At 47.1% G+C, this 16,412-nt stretch carries 11 protein-coding genes; all 11 read right to left on the bottom strand.

Annotation, left to right across the window (positions count from 1 at the left end):
- Nucleotides 1-173 precede the first annotated feature (173 nt).
- The 11 genes from gatB to ppdK all read right to left on the bottom strand — a co-directional run bounded on the left by gatB (nucleotide 174) and on the right by ppdK (nucleotide 16,219).
- Nucleotides 174-1,604, bottom strand: a complete 1,431-nt coding sequence (gene gatB / locus DBT49_RS00500; RefSeq protein WP_060777541.1) for an Asp-tRNA(Asn)/Glu-tRNA(Gln) amidotransferase subunit GatB — start codon at nucleotides 1,602-1,604, stop codon at nucleotides 174-176.
- Nucleotides 1,605-1,619: 15 nt separating this feature from the next.
- On the bottom strand, nucleotides 1,620-3,071 hold the full coding sequence (gene gatA / locus DBT49_RS00495; RefSeq protein ID WP_070559657.1) for an Asp-tRNA(Asn)/Glu-tRNA(Gln) amidotransferase subunit GatA: 1,452 nt from the start codon (nucleotides 3,069-3,071) through the stop codon (nucleotides 1,620-1,622).
- Between the two features lie 5 nt (nucleotides 3,072-3,076).
- Nucleotides 3,077-3,376, bottom strand: a complete 300-nt coding sequence (gatC, locus tag DBT49_RS00490) for an Asp-tRNA(Asn)/Glu-tRNA(Gln) amidotransferase subunit GatC (protein WP_070559658.1) — start codon at nucleotides 3,374-3,376, stop codon at nucleotides 3,077-3,079.
- A 375-nt stretch (nucleotides 3,377-3,751) separates the two neighbouring features.
- Nucleotides 3,752-4,888: a CamS family sex pheromone protein gene (locus tag DBT49_RS00485; protein WP_111846157.1), complete on the bottom strand. Its 1,137-nt coding sequence runs from the start codon at nucleotides 4,886-4,888 to the stop codon at nucleotides 3,752-3,754.
- A 63-nt stretch (nucleotides 4,889-4,951) separates the two neighbouring features.
- Nucleotides 4,952-6,934: an NAD-dependent DNA ligase LigA gene (gene ligA / locus DBT49_RS00480; RefSeq protein WP_070559697.1), complete on the bottom strand. Its 1,983-nt coding sequence runs from the start codon at nucleotides 6,932-6,934 to the stop codon at nucleotides 4,952-4,954.
- Between the two features lie 62 nt (nucleotides 6,935-6,996).
- Nucleotides 6,997-9,453 carry a UvrD-helicase domain-containing protein gene (locus DBT49_RS00475; protein WP_070559660.1) on the bottom strand — a complete coding sequence of 819 codons (2,457 nt, stop codon included), beginning with the start codon at nucleotides 9,451-9,453 and terminating at the stop codon, nucleotides 6,997-6,999.
- A 532-nt stretch (nucleotides 9,454-9,985) separates the two neighbouring features.
- Nucleotides 9,986-10,642, bottom strand: a complete 657-nt coding sequence (locus DBT49_RS00470) for a GntR family transcriptional regulator (protein ID WP_060777536.1) — start codon at nucleotides 10,640-10,642, stop codon at nucleotides 9,986-9,988.
- 80 nt (nucleotides 10,643-10,722) lie between these two features.
- Nucleotides 10,723-11,376, bottom strand: a complete 654-nt coding sequence (locus tag DBT49_RS00465) for a glycoside hydrolase family 73 protein (protein ID WP_083300490.1) — start codon at nucleotides 11,374-11,376, stop codon at nucleotides 10,723-10,725.
- A 710-nt stretch (nucleotides 11,377-12,086) separates the two neighbouring features.
- Nucleotides 12,087-12,905, bottom strand: a complete 819-nt coding sequence (locus DBT49_RS00460) for a pyruvate, water dikinase regulatory protein (RefSeq protein ID WP_070559661.1) — start codon at nucleotides 12,903-12,905, stop codon at nucleotides 12,087-12,089.
- Nucleotides 12,902-13,531, bottom strand: coding sequence for a helix-turn-helix transcriptional regulator (locus tag DBT49_RS00455; protein ID WP_070559662.1), 630 nt, complete (start codon nucleotides 13,529-13,531; stop codon nucleotides 12,902-12,904). The genes DBT49_RS00460 and DBT49_RS00455 overlap by 4 nt, the downstream gene beginning before the upstream one ends.
- Nucleotides 13,532-13,579: 48 nt before the next feature.
- On the bottom strand, nucleotides 13,580-16,219 hold the full coding sequence (gene ppdK / locus DBT49_RS00450) for a pyruvate, phosphate dikinase (protein ID WP_070559663.1): 2,640 nt from the start codon (nucleotides 16,217-16,219) through the stop codon (nucleotides 13,580-13,582).
- Nucleotides 16,220-16,412 lie beyond the last annotated feature (193 nt).

Raw genomic sequence — 16,412 nt, 5'->3', positions numbered from 1 at the left:
ACCCCAAATAATACTAAGAAAACAATTTTTTAGCTTAAGTTGACAGTAAATAAACAATATTTGTTCTAGTCAGTCTTTTATTACATCTTTTTCAGGAACAAAGGCAAAGAATCCAACAAAAAATGCCACACCCAAGCGGATGTGACATTGTTGTTATCTACCGATAAAGTACATTAACGTTTATCTAATTCTTGTTTTAAGAGTTTATTCAAGACTTGTGGGTTAGCTTGACCCTTGGTTTGTTTCATTAATTGGCCAACTAAGTAACCCATGGCTTTCTTCTTACCAGCCCGGTAGTCTTCGAGGGATTGTGGGTTGTTGTCAATGACTTCGTTAATCATTGGTAGCAAGGTTTCTGGGTCAGAAATTTGCACCAGACCTTCTTTTTCCACATATTCCTTGGCAGAGCCGCCATTTTCGGCTAGGTGCTTGAAGACTTTCTTACCAATTTTTGAAGAAATGGTTCCGTTGGCAATCAAGTCGATCATTTCGGTCAAGTTTTCTGGGGTAAGACCAATTTCATCTAAGGTCTTTTCATTGTCATTCATGTAGGCGGACACTTCACCCATCAACCAGTTGGAGACTTGCTTAGGATCGCCACCCAGTTTAACCGCTTCATCGAAGAAGTCGGACATGACTAGGGTTTGGGTTAAGACCATAGCGTCATAGTCTGGTAAGTCGTATTCTTCTACATAACGTTTCCGACGTTCAGCCGGCATTTCTGGGATAGATTTTCTAATTTCGTCCAACCATTCTTCACTGACGGTAAATTCAGGAAGGTCAGGTTCTGGGAAATAACGGTAGTCAGCTTCCCCTTCTTTCACCCGCATGAGGACGGTTTTTTGGTTATCCTTGTCCCAACGGAGGGTGGACTGAACGACCCGGTCACCACGGTTTAAGACTTGGGCTTGGCGTTTTTCTTCATAAGCTAAACCACGACGGACGTTGGAGAAGGAGTTAAGGTTCTTAATTTCGGTTTTGGTTCCGAATTCTTCTTGGCCATAAGGGCGCAAGGAGATGTTGGCGTCACAACGCATGGACCCTTCTTCCATCTTCACGTCAGAAACATCGATAAACATCATGGTTTCGCGGATTTTTTCCAGGTAAGCGTAGGCTTCTTCTGGTGAACGCATGTCAGCTTCAGAAACGATTTCCACGAGCGGAGTCCCTTGGCGGTTTAAGTCCACTAAGGTATCGCCTTCATCGTGGATACTCTTCCCAGCGTCTTCTTCCAAGTGGATCCGTTCAATGCGGATACGTTTGGTTTCCCCGTTTTCGAGTTCAATATCCACATAGCCGTGTTCCCCTAAAGGGCGGTCTAATTGGGTAATTTGGTAGGCCTTAGGGTTGTCAGGATAGAAGTAATTCTTCCGGTCAAAGCTTTGGACCGGGTTCACTTCACAGTTCAAAGCCAAAGCAGCCCGTAAGCCAAATTCAACGGCGTGGTGGTTGGTTACTGGTAGGACACCTGGGTAACCCCAGTCAATAACGTTGGTTTGGGTATTAGGATCGGCACCAAAACTGGTGGGTGTTGGGGAGAAAACTTTGGATTGAGTTTTTAATTCCACGTGGATCTCTAAGCCAATAACTGATTCATAATTCATGTAATAATCTCCCTTCTACTCTGGATGTTTGGTATGGTGGTCGGTAGCTTGTTCGTAGGCATAAGCGGTCTTGTACAAGGTCGCTTCATCGAAGTAGTTACCAATTAATTGTAGACCAATTGGTAAGTTATCGCTGTCAAAGCCACAAGGCACCGAAATACTTGGTAGGCCGGCCAAGTTCACAGGAACAGTTAAGAGGTCAGCTAAGTACATTTCGATTGGGTCGTCGGATTTTTCGCCGAATTTGAAGGCGGTTGAAGTGGTTACTGGACCAGCAACAACATCATATTTTTCAAAGAGTTCTTCAAATTCTTGACGGATCATGGTACGGACCTTACCGGCTTTCTTGAAGTAAGCATCATAGTAACCTGATGATAGGGAGAAGGTCCCTAACATAATCCGCATTTTCACTTCGTCACCGAAGCCTTCTGAACGGCTGCGGACATAGAGGTCTTCCAAGTCTTGGATATCGTCAGCGCGGTAGCCGTAGCGAACGCCGTCAAAACGTTGCAAGTTGGAAGAAGCTTCTGAAGAAGCCACAATGTAGTAAACTGGAATCCCGTATTTTAAGAGTGGGAAGTGAACTTTTTCCACGATGGCTCCCATGGATTCAAGTTGGTCAATGGCTTTTTCTACGCGGTCTTGGACGTCAGCTTCGATCCCGTTGGTGAAGAATTCTTCAGGAACAGCGATCCGTAAACCTTCGATACTGTCGCCTAATTGGGCGGTGAAGTCAGGCACTTCAATGTCGGCTGTGGTGGAGTCACGGTGGTCATGGCCGGCAATAGCATTAAGCACTAAGGCGTTATCTTCAACGGTTCTAGTCATTGGCCCAATTTGGTCTAAGGAAGACCCGAAGGCAATTAAACCCCAGCGTGATACCCGACCATAAGTAGGTTTCATCCCTACAATCCCGTTATAGGCGGCTGGTTGGCGGATAGAACCACCGGTATCAGAACCTAGGGAAGCAACGACTTCACCACTGGCCACAGCGGCTGCAGAACCACCGGAAGAACCACCTGGTACCCGGCTGGTGTCCCAAGGGTTTTTACTTGGTCCAAAGTATGAAGTTTCCGTAGAAGACCCCATAGCAAATTCGTCCAAGTTTAGCTTACCAATAGTAATGGCTCCAGCGGCTTCTAAGGCTTCCACCACAGCAGATTGGTAAACGGGGACGAAGCCTTCCAAGATATGGGAAGAAGCGGTCGTTTCAATCCCTTCGGTAATGATGTTATCCTTAATCCCGATCGGAATCCCTTGTAGGGGACGGTCGGTGGAATAACCTTTTTCATCACTGGCTTTTGCAGCTGCAAGAGCGCCTTCTTCGTCTAAGCAAAGAAAGGCCTTGTAAGTTTCATCAAGTTCCTTAATACGGTCAATGGTAGACTGTACCAATTCAACGGCAGTGATTTCTCCATCGACCAATTGTTGGTTTAAGCCTTTAATGCTTTCATCAAATCGACTCATATGGATTAATCCTCACTTTCATCAAAACTGGCTGGTACGACGATAAAGCCATCCCGTTTGGTTGGCGCATTTTTTAACATTAAGTCGCGATCGGTACCTGCTTCAGCTTGGTCATCACGCATAATATTTTTTAAGTTAATGCCGTGGGTCATGACTTCAACCCCTTCGGTATCCACTTCAGAGAGTTGTTCAACCATGTCGAGGATTTCAGTAAAGCGGTCGTTCATGGGACCTACCTCTTCGTCAGAAAAGGATAGTTTTGCAAGTTGTGCCACGTGTTTAAAGTCTTGTTCGCTGATAGACATAATGGCCTCCTTTTTTCTTTTTCAAAATATTTACTGTTCTATTTTAACATAAGTTCTTAGGGCATTTTTACTGACTTACTTATTCTTGTAAAAAAATCTCACAAATTAAGGGTGGAGTGTGACTGTCGCACTCTATTCAAACCTGCTCCAGTCACAGGACGAACGTCCGCTTCAAAAACTGGTAACGCTCAGCTTAGCTGAGCTCGTACGCCAGCCTTGAAGTCACTTCAGAAAATTCCAACGCACAGTCTTGCTGTGCTTATGGTATTTTCTTCCAGTGATTCAAGTCTTTAACGGCGTCCTCACATCCTTATCACTGAGCTTATCCCAGTTTTCTCCAGCGGTTTCGTCCTTTATTGTGACTGTCGCACTCTATTAATACACTGTATATTGAAACTTACCTTGGCCAGACAAGCGGGTGATGTTGGCGGTCATTCGGCTTGGGCCTTCGACGGTTACCTGCATTTGCACGTCTTTGGGATAGATGGCATCCAGACTAGCGATGACGTGTTGGACCAGGGCGATGTTTTCGGTATAACCGTCAAATGGGGTGTTGATATGGAAGTCAATCCCATTGAGCTTGCCGTTATCGTATTGGCCAACACCCACAATCCCGCTCAATTCTGGGAAGAAGGACTCGATTTCACCACGGAAACGGCTGAATGAGGTATTATCTTCCTCGCGTGGGGCTTGGTCGACCCCGTAGACCACGTATTGGCGGTTGTATTCCTTCCACTTACCTAGGCCCGCTCCGGGTTCAGCAATAGCTTCTGCCATATAAGCCCCGCCCCCGAGACTGTTCTGCTTATCATTATAGAAAAGGGCGATTTGAATCGGTGTTTGGCCGTATTTGCCTTCTTGGCGGATACGCTCCACGATAGTTTGGGCCATGGCCTTGCCTTCTTGGAGGGCTTGGTCCCGGCTAATTTCTATGGTTTCTTCACTATCTTTGTTTTGGAAGCGGTCTTCGGCATTCATGGCCAGGCCGAGACTGATGACTTTCAGGTCATAGTCATCCCCATTTTCTTGCATTAAATTATATTCCAAGATGGAATTCAGGTAACGGGGTTGGAATTGATCGCGGTCGCTCGCGGCGCTGGCTTCGGGGTTAAGCCCTTCAGGATTGTCATTTGACTTGGGCTTGAGCCAGGAAGTGATCTTGTCTTTGGATAGGACCTGGCCTTCCGCCAAGGAATACTCATCGGTCGGATAGGCATTCTTCATTAATTCATAGAGGCCCCGTTCCATATTTTCCAGGTTGGCCTGGCTGGTTCGACTAGACAGGGTCCCCCGGCTGTTACTCAAGGGATAGCTGCCATCTTTGATAGCGGCAGGATAGTAAGCCTCGGTAAGGGTATTCTTCTTACCACTTTCTTCCTCTTCACTACTTGATTCTTCCGTGGTTTGGGTTTGCCCAGCGGTTGATTTGGGTTGGGCGTCCCTCCCACAAGCTACTAAAAGGCTCAGTGACGCTAAGCCAATCACGATCATATGTTGGATGCGTTTTTTCACGGTATGCTCTCCTTTATCACGATATCTGTAGAGTCCATACTATTCTAACACGAAATCAAGTGACTAAGCATCTTCTAGGTGACTCAACATCTCTTCTTCATCAAAAATTAAAATATCTAGGTCTTGGGCCTTGGTCAATTTACTGCCGGCATCTTCACCGGCCACGACCACATCGGTATTCTTGGAAACTGATCCGGTGACTTTTCCGCCCTGACCTTCAATGAGGGCCTTGGCTTCTTGTCGGCTATAGTGAGTCAGTTTACCGGTTAAGACCACGGTTTTGCCTTGCCAGAAGGAATCCACATTGGCCAAAGTTTGCGGGCTAGCGCCGAGGTAGGTCATATTAACCCCCCGCTCACTCAGGCAGTTGACTAAGGCAGTCACTTCATCGTTGGCAAAGTATTCCTCCACACTATCGGCAATGATTTCACCAATCCCATCAATGGCTGAAATCGCCTCCCGTTCAGCGGCTTGGATAGCTTCCATGGAGCCAAAAGTCATGGCAATGTCACGAGCTGCCTTGACGCCCACATGGCGAATACCTAATCCAAAGAGGAGCCGTTCCAAGGAATTTTCCCGGCTTTGGTCGATAGCTTGGAGGATGTTTTGGGCCGATTTTTCCTTAACCTTATCTAAGGTCAGCAAGGTATCTTCATCTAATTGGTAGAGATCACTAGGGTCTTTAACATAGCCCTTCTCGTACAATTGGGTAATGACCGCTGGCCCCACCCCGGTAATATCCATGGCATTACGGGAAACAAAGTGGAAAAGTTTCTCCTTGGCCTGGGCCGGACAGGCGGGATTGACGCAACGGAGGGCCACTTCATCTTCTAAGTGGACGAGGTCACTGTGACAAATTGGACAGGTCTCAGGTTCTGGATAGGGCTCACTATTAGCGTCCCGGTCTTCTGTCACCACGCTAACTACTTCAGGGATAATGTCCCCAGCCTTATGAATCATCACGGTGTCATTAAGGCGGATATCCTTGGCTTGGATCAAGTCCATATTATGGAGGGAAGCCCGTTGCACGGTCGACCCAGCCACTAGGACAGGATCCATGACGGCGGTAGGGGTCACTACCCCAGTCCGCCCCACGGTCCATTCAATATCACGGATGGTGGTATTGGCTTGTTCAGCGGGGAACTTATAGGCAATGGCCCAGCGTGGCGCCTTAACGGTATAGCCTAATTCTTCCTGTTGGTCGAAATCATTGACCTTGATCACAATCCCGTCAATATCATAGGCCAGGTCATGGCGGACCTGACTGACGTGTTCGACATAGTCCCAAATTTCTTCCTTACTGTGGGTCAACTTAAATTCTGGGTTCACTCGAAGGCCCCATTGAGGATAGCTGGTCAACAGTTCCGCTTGGCTATTGACCCCAGCCTCGGCGGGTAGGACACCGGTATAGAGAAAGACGTTCAAGTTTCTCTTGGCGGTCACTTTGGGGTCTAATTGGCGGACTGAACCCGCGGCTGAGTTACGCGGATTAGCAAAAGTCGCCAGCCCGGCAGCCTCCCGTTCTTCATTCAACTTGGCAAAGGAAGCCTTGGGCATATAAATTTCTCCCCGAACTTCCACATTTAGGGGTTCTTGTAAGCGGAGGGGAATGGAGGCGATGGTTTTAATGTTATTGGTAATATTTTCTCCTGTACTACCGTCGCCCCGGGTCGCTCCCCTGACCAAACGGCCGTCTTGGTAGAGGAGAGAAACAGACAAGCCGTCAATTTTCATCTCACAGACAAATTCAGTATCTGTTCCAAATTCCTTTTGGACCCCATCTACCCAGGCCATCAATTCTTCCTGGCTAAAGACATCGCCCAAGGACAGCATGGGATGGTCAAAGTGGACCTTGTCAAACTTTTCATTTAAGACATCCCCAACCCTTTGCGTGGGGGAGTCGCTTTGAATTAAGTCGGGATGGCTGGCTTCCAGTTCTTCGAGTTGGCGGTAGGTCTTGTCATAGAGGTCATCACTGACACTGGGTTGGTCTAAGACATAGTACTCATGGGCATAGTGGTTTAACTGGTCAACCAGTTCTGTCATTCTTTCCTGGACCGCTTGGCTATTTTCCTGAGCTTGCTCTTCTTTTGTCACAGCAAAACCTCCTAATCTTCTTTACTAATGGGTGCAAAGGCCGCTAACAAGCGCTTAATCCCCTGCCCCTTAAAGGCGATATCTAATTCTTGGTCATTGTCACTGCCGGTCACCTTGACCACAGTACCCACGCCCCAAACCTTATGGCGGGCCTTATCACCCACCTGCCATTCTACTTCTTCACTACTCTTGCCTTGAGACTGGCTGGGTCCCTTAGCAAAGATAGAACGTTTTTCTTGGGCTTTGGCAGCAGACTTGGAGACCCGACTTCTTTGATTATAGTAGGCCGGTCGGCTGGAAGAGAAGCTCCCCATTGAGAGCGGGCTATGGTCTTCCTTGGCTAAGAGATCATCGTCAATCTCCGTGATAAAACGCGATTCTGGATGGCTCTTATGTTGGCCGTAGAGCATGCGGGAGTAACTATTGGTGAGATAGAGCTCCTTTTCAGCCCGAGTAATGCCCACATAGGCTAGGCGGCGCTCTTCTTCTAATTCCTCATCGTCTTCACTAGCCCGAGAAAGAGGGAAGATGCCCTCTTCCATACCAATGATAAAGACGATGGGAAACTCCAGCCCCTTAGCGGCGTGGAGGGTCATGAGGTTAACTTGTCCCTCTTCTTCATTGGACTCACTATCATCCAAGTCAGAAACTAGGGAGAGGTCGGTAATAAAGGCCAAGAGAGCATCATCACTAGCATCCGCACCCGGATCTAAACCCAGCAAGGCTGCTTGACCAAGTCCGGCATCTAATTCTTCGGGGCTCAAGAGCGACACTTCCCCTGCTTGGTCAGCTTGGCTAGAATCCTCCATGATGTTCACCGGTTCAACAGGGTTGCCTGCTTGGTCAGTCTGGGTAATCTCCGCTAGGGCTTGGCGTTGGTCGGCTTCCTTCTCCCAGCGTTCGTCAAAGGCTCTAGTTACAGACAGGAATTCTTCAATATTTTCAATCCGGGCCGTTGCTTCCAAGGTCTTTTGGGCCTTGAGGTCGGCTAAATAACCCGACTTATCTAAGACCTCTTCAGTAAGATCGGTGATGGTGAGGAATTCTCTTTGTTTTTGCAGGTTAGTCATCATATCCGCAAATTTCTTGAGCGACTTGGCCCCTTTTCCTGAAATGGGCGCATAGTCTACCTTTTGAGCGGCCTGTAAGAGGGTTAGGCCGTGCTCACTAGCAAAGTAGCGTAACTTATCCAGGGTCCCTGGTCCTATCCCCCGTTTCGGGACATTAATAATCCGGGTGAAAGACAGATTATCTTGGGGATTAGTTAACAGACGCAAGTAAGCCAGGACGTCCTTAATTTCCTTACGGTCATAGAACTTGAGTCCGCCGACAATCCGGTAAGGGATATTAGCCTTGACCAGAGCTTCTTCCATGGTCCGTGACTGGGCATTGGTCCGGTAGAGAATGGCAATGTCCTTGTATTGGTAGTTCTTGTCAGTCGTGGCTTGACGGATCTTATCCAAGACATAGTGGCTCTCATCTTGTTCGTTTTGGGCCCGGTAATAGTTAATCTTGCCACCGTCCTGGTTATCGGTCCAGAGTTTCTTGGCTTGGCGGTGGACATTATTTTGAATCACTTCATTGGCCGCCTTGAGGATGGTCTTGGTGGACCGGTAGTTTTGTTCGAGGAGAATCACCTTGGCTTGGGGGTAGTCTTTTTCAAAGTTAAGGATGTTCTCCATATTGGCTCCCCGCCAGCCGTAGATACTTTGGTCAGCGTCCCCCACCACACAGATATTCTTGAAGTAATCCGCTAAAAGTTTGACCAAGCGGTATTGGGCTTCATTGGTATCTTGGTATTCATCCACGTGAATATAGTGGAATTTTTGTTGGTAGTAGGAAAGAATCTCTGGTTGTTCCTTAAATAAGCGGACCGTCAACATAATCAAATCATCAAAGTCCAAGGACTGGGCGGCTTGGAGGCCAGCTTGGTAGTCTTCATAGAGGTCAGCCACAATATTCTCAATAAAACCGGTATATTCTTGGCGGTATTCCTTGGGCCCTAAGAGATTATTCTTGGCGTCAGAAATTTTGCCTAGGATCATCTTGGGCTTGAATTGCGTGGTATCGAGATTATGGTCCTTCATGATCCGTTTAATTAAACTTTGTTGTTCGGCCGGATCAGCAATAGTAAAAGACCGAGAGAGACCGATAGCTTCTGCTTCCCGGCGTAAAATCCGCACACACATGGAGTGGAAGGTACTTACCCACATGGTATCTGCGGCTTCGCCGACTAGGTTTTTCACCCGTTCTTTCATTTCATTGGCAGCCTTATTGGTAAAGGTAATGGCCAGGATATTCCAAGGCCGGACCGATTTTTCTTCTAATAAGTAGGCCATGCGGTGGGTGAGGACCCGGGTTTTTCCTGATCCCGCCCCGGCCATGATTAAGAGGGGACCTTCTGTATATTGAACTGCTGCTTTTTGTTGTGGATTGAGACCGTCGATTAATTGATTAATATTGGTCATACCAAACCTCCGTTCTGATATTCTTTAATAGTCTATCACTTCTATAACCCACCATCAAACAGTTTAGATATATAGTGTGAGCTGACGACAAAAAAGTGAAACGCTGGAAGAAATATGAGGTAATCCTTGAAAAGGATTGCCAAATATTTCTGAAGCGGAGTTCACTTTTGTCAGCGAGCAGGTTTGAATAGAGTGTGACGGGTGCGCCAAAGATCGATAGAGCTACACATACTATATCTGTAACTCGCTCTTCGCTTCGAACAGCTATGGCAATTGGAGCACGTTTAAGCTAGATGCATTAAAATGGAAAAAGGCTGGATTTGAGTCCAACCTCTCTTGTATTTTGTTTAACTTGTTTACTAAATCGTCTTAGTGAGCATTAAAAGCTATGACGAGATGAACACTCTAATCAAAACGTGCTCCAGTCACAGGGCGAACGTCCGCTTCAAAAACTGGTAACGCTCAGCTTCACTGAGCTTATCCCAGTTTTCTCCAGCGATTTCGTCCTTTGGTGTGACTGTCGCACTCTGTCTTAATAATTAATTTGTTGCAGGATCAGTTTATTAATCCACATGCGGATATACTTGTTAGCCTGTGGGTAGTCGCCGTCTTTGAGGGCCTGGATGAAGGGTGGGTAGATATTCTGCATGTCTTCTAACTCCGCTAAGAAGCGTTCTTCCCGTTTCTTGGCTTCGTTAATATAGAGTTCATGCAGGTTTAAGACTGTATCCAAGGTTACCCGGCGGAAGTAAGCATTGGAATGATAAGAAACCAAGAGCTGAAAGAGCTTGGCTTCGGCATCATAATAGTCATTAATCTGGTCAATGGTCTTATCCCACTTTAAATGGTGGGCGATTTCGTCTAACTGCTTGGTATTTACCGTGATGCCCTTGTTTTCCATTTGCTTAAAGAGGGCCGTCACTAAGAGCTCAATAAATTGAAGCCGTTCCACAATCGCCTTGGAATTAAGGGTATTCTTACAAACCACGGCCCCCTTATAGGGCTCAATCCGGACATATTTTTCCTTGGCCAGTTGGTCCAAGGCCTTGCGAATGGGGGTGCGCGACATATCCAATTGTTTAGCTAAATCATTTTCTTTTAAATGAGTTCCTGCTAACAACACGTTATTATCAATTTGTTCTTTCAAATAGCGATAAGCTTTCTCCTTATAACTCATAGACTTAGCCATTCTTGCTTCCTCCCTCGCAAACGTTAAATTTCTTTTTAATGATACCAAAAATTATTAGCTAAATATATTCCTTTTTTTGCTTAGGGATCAAATTGCATGAGACCGTAACTTTCAATTAAGTGGTTCAATTTGTCCGCATAGCCTGGATCTGTCGCATAACCCGCCTCAGCCAAAGCCTTGGTCGCCTGACGATAATGACGCGCTTGTCTGACACCTAAGTAGAGGTCGGGGTTCCAATCGGTGCCATTAACCATTAAATTGCCATGGTCAATCACCGCACTCTGCCAGTCGGGATAGACCTTAAAGTGATCGGTAATGGTTACCCAGCCCCCTGGACCATATTCCTGAGTCGACAGGGCCACACTGGGTTCCCCTGCACCGGCCTTACGCCCAAAGAGATTCCCATACTGGCTGGCCAACTGGCTCTTGCCAAAATCCGATTCCAGAATGGCTTGGGCAATGACTACACTAGGTAGGACTTGGGACTGTGGGTAATTGAGGGTGGCATAATTACCGATTTGGTTGATAAAAGCCGCCTCTTGATCACTCATTTCCTTATCCTTCCATTGGTAGGCAGAAAAATTAAAATAAGGCAAGTAGTGATTGGCACAGTAGGTCAAACCAAGTAAAGAGAGGGCCACTAAGATCATCACAGCCACTCGCTGCCTTTTTTTCTTGGGCCAAAAGCGCTTTTTAAGTCTTACTTTAGGCCGTTTCTTTCTTTTACGCGCCACCGGGCCTCCCCTTTCACTTTTTAAGTCGAGTGGTTGATTTTTTTAGCCACGACTTATTGATCTATCTTTAATTGTATCATTTTCCCCAGCCTAAGCCCATTAATTTCCCAAGAAGATCAAAATCGTCAAGAAAAGGGCTTTTTATTAAATGACATTAATAAGCATTCGTTCTGCTTTTTGAAATTGGGGCGTTTAAACTTTGAGGGTCAATAACGGCTACCGCCGTTTTGTACTTTATCCGTAAGTCGCTAAAGCTCCAACGGCTAAAACAGCACCGGTTCGGGCAGCTATAGCTCTTAGAGCAAAGCGACCTAGAGATATAGTTCAAGGTTGCGCATGCAACGTTGCTCCCTTTTCCTTCCCTCGCCTAGCGAGCTTCAAACGGCTTGTATAGCTAATCGCCTACAAGCCGTAATTCACATCGAGTTGAGTTCGGTCTGGCAGCTTTCGTGTCACTTCACAAGTCCCCTCTACAGTCTTGCAGACTGCTTTGGTGACTTGCTCCAGTGAACGAAAGCTAAGCACCAGCCCTCACACCCTGATGCTTGCTTGTTCATGGCTAATGCCCCATTTCAAAGCGCCACTACTGCTCAAATCCATTTACAAAATAAGTTTTATTAAACAACTATTCTTAATAGTAAAAATCACAGAATCTAAAAAGGGCTGTGTTTGATCACAGTCCCTTTTCGTAAACTAATATGTTTTAACCTTCATTGCTCTTCCTTGAGGTATTCAATAATTTCAGCGCCACTTTCTTCAATGGACTTGTACTCAATATCAATGACATGGGCACCTAATTCCCGGTACAAGTCATTGGCGGTCACCAATTCATATTTTATCCGTTCCAACTGGCTATACTTAGCGGTTGATGTGAGTCCCAAATATTTCAAGCGGTTGGTTCGGATATTCATAATGTATTGGGGTGACGCCATGAGGCCAAAGACCTTATTAGGGTCAAGCTGGTAGAGTTCTTCTGGATAGCGGACCTCTGGAATCAAGGGATAGTTAGCCACCCGGTAACCCCGGTTAGCCAAATAGAGCGACAACGGGGTTTTTGATGACCGTGACACGCCCAGGATAACAATATCCGCTTGGGCGAAGGCCTTCTTGGGATAGTTCCCATCGTCATACTTAATGGCAAATTCCACTGCCGACATCCGGGCCAGGTAAGCGTCATCTACCTTACGTAAGCCCCCAGCCTGTTCCTTAGGGCTTAGACCAGTGGCTTGGCCAATCCCCTGGATCAGCTCCTGGAGGAAGTTAATGTAGGTGAGCTGGTGGTCCTTGGCATATTGGCGGGCAAAGCGGTCCAAGTCGTCATTGACAAAGGTCGCTGCCACAATGGCTTTTTCTGCCTGGGCATCACGAAGAATTTCGCCTAATTCCTCCTGGGTCTTCACAAAGGGATAGCGGCGCAAGTCGCTCTTCAAGTCGGGAGCGAATTGAGCTAAAGCCGCCCGAGTGACCTGCCGGGCTGTTTCTCCAACAGCGTCCGATATGATAAAAAATACTTGCTTGGCTTGTGTCATAAGTCTCCCTCACTCGCTAAGGTATTAACAAAAAATTCGACTAAATGGCTTTTGGTGATCTTACCAAGAACTTGGTATTCCTCACGGTTATTGACGACCGGTAGGGAATCCACCTTATGGTCTACTAGGAGCTTACCCGCTTCCAGGACTAGGGTCTCTTTTTCCACGACCACAATGTTGGGCATCCGGGTCATGATCAAGGCCACCGCAGGAGATTCACTTTGACCCTTAGTCGCCAAGGACCGCAATAAGTCTTTTCTAGAAACTAGGCCTTGGAGGTGTTGATCATCGTCGGTCACATACAAGGACCCATTATCATAGAGAAACATGGTGGTAATGGCCTCGTAAACCGTGGTCTTGGCTGAAATATTGACTGGACTGGCCATAAGTTCTGCCACCTTGACCTCGCTCAGTTTCTGATCTAATAAGGGATCAAAACCCAGGCCGGTATAAAAGTAGCCCACTTTAGGACGGGCATCCAAGATCCCAGTCATGGTCAGTAAGGCCAAGTCACTTCTTAGGGTCGATTTAGACAGGCCAAATTGCTTGGCAATGGCCTCCCCACTAATGGGTTCTTGGTCTTTGACAATGGCAATGATTTCTTTTTGTCGGTCAGTGAATTGCATAGCATACCTCTATTCTGCCAATGAACTTAGCCCCTGATCCTATTTTTTCTAATGACTTCTTTCCGCTTGCCTAATAGCGGATTGGGCGGCTGCTAATTGAGCCAGGGGCACCCGGTAAGGCGAACAGGAGACATAGTCCAAGCCCACTTGGTCAAAGAAGTGAATCGAAGCTGGATCGCCACCGAGTTCCCCACAGACCCCAATCTTGAGCCCGGCTTTAGCCTGGCGGGCCTTGTCGACCGCAATTTTGACTAGGGCGCCTACTCCTTCAGGATCGATGGTTTGGAAGGGATCTTGTTTTAGGGTACCGTCTTCTAGGTACTGGTTAATGAATTTCCCGGCATCATCCCGTGAAAAGCCATAGGTCATTTGGGTCAGGTCATTGGTTCCAAAACTGAAGAAATCCGCCTCTTGGGCTAATTGATCGGCAATGAAACAGGCTCTAGGAATCTCTATCATTGTACCAATTGTATAAGCGATTGTCACATTTTCCTGGGCTAGGAGCCGGTCAATGACTTGGCTGAGGCGCTTACGTAAGCGATTTAACTCGGGCTCTACACTCACCAAAGGAATCATGATCTCTACTTGAGGATCCAAACCCTCTGATCTAGCGGCAATGGCCCCGTAAATAATGGCTTCCACTTGGCGGTCGTAGAGCTCAGGATAGGTCATAGCTAAGCGGCATCCCCGGTGGCCCAACATGGGGTTGACTTCAGCCAGTTGCACCATCCGGCTGCGTAACTCCGCTTCACTGATGCCTTGGTCAGCCGCCACTTCGGCCACTTCACGGTCACTTTTGGGCATAAATTCGTGGAGCGGTGGGTCCAGTAGGCGAATTACCGCGGGAGCCTCTTGTGACAATTGGAAAATCTTAGTAAAGTCTTCCACCTGGTAGTCACGGATCTTCTCCAGGGCAGCCTGACGTTGGTCTTCATCGACTGAGAGAATAAAGCGGCGGATCTCCCGCAGGCGCTCGGTCTTAAAGAACATGTGCTCAGTCCGAACTAAACCAATCCCATCCGCTCCAAAGCTAAAGCCAGTTTGAATATCTTCAGGGGTTTCAGCATTCATCCGCACCTTGAGCCGGCTATATTTTCTCGCCCATGCCATCATTTTTTGATAGTTTTCATCAGTGTTAGAGAGAGCGGTAGGGATTTCTCCCAGGTAGAGTTTCCCTTGACTGCCGTCCACTGAGATGGTGTCACCTTCCTGCAATTGACCAGTGGGATAATGAACCACCTTAGCCGCTTCATCAATAGTCAAGTCACTACAGCCACTAACGCAGCATTTTCCCATCCCCCGAGCGACCACGGCAGCATGGGAGGTCATCCCTCCATGGGCAGTAACGATGGCTTCTGCTGCAGACATGCCTTCGATGTCTTCTGGCGAGGTTTCATTGCGCATCAGAATGACTTTTTTACCAGATGCCTGCCACTCTTTGGCCTTTTGAGCACTGAAGACAATTTGTCCTGACCCAGCGCCCGGGCTAGCCGCCAAACCTAGACTTGAGAAGGCCTCTGCCTGGGCCAGGGCTTTGGGGTCAAAGGAAGGATGGAGCAATTGGTCAATCATGGATGGTTCAATCCGCAAGAGGGCCTCTTTTTCCTCGATCAGACCTTCTTCCACCATGTCGACAGCAATCTTAACGGCAGCCTTCGCCGTCCGTTTCCCATTCCGAGTTTGTAGGAAGTAGAGTTTGCCTTTTTCAACGGTAAATTCAATGTCCTGCATATCATGGTAGTAGCCTTCCAATTGTTTGGCCAGGTCATGGATTTCTTGGTAAATTTCAGGCATATCTGCTTTCAAATCTTCAATAACCGCTGGGGTACGAATACCAGCAACCACATCTTCCCCTTGGGCATTGACCAGATATTCACCAAAGAGCTTGCTTTCCCCAGTAGCGGGATTACGGGTGAAGAGGACCCCAGTCCCACTTTCTTGACCGCTATTACCAAAGACCATTTCCTGAATATTGACGGCGGTTCCTAGGTCATGGGGAATATGGTTCATCTCCCGGTAGACCCGGGCCCGGTGGTTGTTCCAGGATTTGAAAACAGCCTTGACTGCTTCATAAATTTGTGTCTTAACCTCTTGGGGGAAGTCAAAACCTAGTTGATCTTGGTAAACCTTTTTATAGGCAGCCACTAATTCTTTCAATTGGTCTACCTTTAATTCATGGTCAAAGCGCACTTGAGCCTTGTTTTTTTCTTGGGCCAAGTGCTCTTCAAAGAGTTGACTATCTAAGCCGTAGACCACATTGCCATACATTTGCAAGAGACGGCGGTAGCAGTCATAGGCGAAGCGGTCATCTTGAGTGATTTGGGCCAGACTTTCCACATTGCGGTCGTTCAGACCCACATTGAGGATGGTATCCATCATCCCAGGCATAGATTCTCTGGCTCCGGACCGCACCGACACCAAGAGTAAGTTCTCAGGATCATTAAAGGCCTTGTCAGTAGCGGCTTCCAAGTCAGCTAGCGCTTGGTCGATGGCCTCTATGACGGGATCACTTAATTCTTCACTATCTTCCTGGGCTAAGTAATCTAAGCAAGCCTCAGTTGTCAGGGTAAACCCCTTAGGAACCGGAAAACCTAGTCGGGTCATTTCCGACAGGTTAGCGCCCTTGCCTCCCAAGAGATCACGCATCTTGGCAGACCCCTGGTTAAAAGCATAAATCACTTGTTTCATTGGACTTCCTCCTTTTATAAGACGGCTTATTAAGATATATAGTGTGTACTATTAGATTATATAGTGCATCATATATAATTAGCAAGCGCTTGCTTATTAAGGAATCCTTAATTTGGGTCTGTAAAATAAATTTTAACAAATAGCTTTATGAGCATTCGTTCTGCTTTTACATTTGGTCATTGAAAAGCCATGG

Origin of the sequence: Aerococcus mictus, assembly GCF_003286595.3 — a bacterium.
Lineage (GTDB): Bacteria > Bacillota > Bacilli > Lactobacillales > Aerococcaceae > Aerococcus > Aerococcus mictus.
Note: the sequence above shows the minus strand (reverse complement) of the source record. Positions and strands in the feature narration are given on the sequence as shown.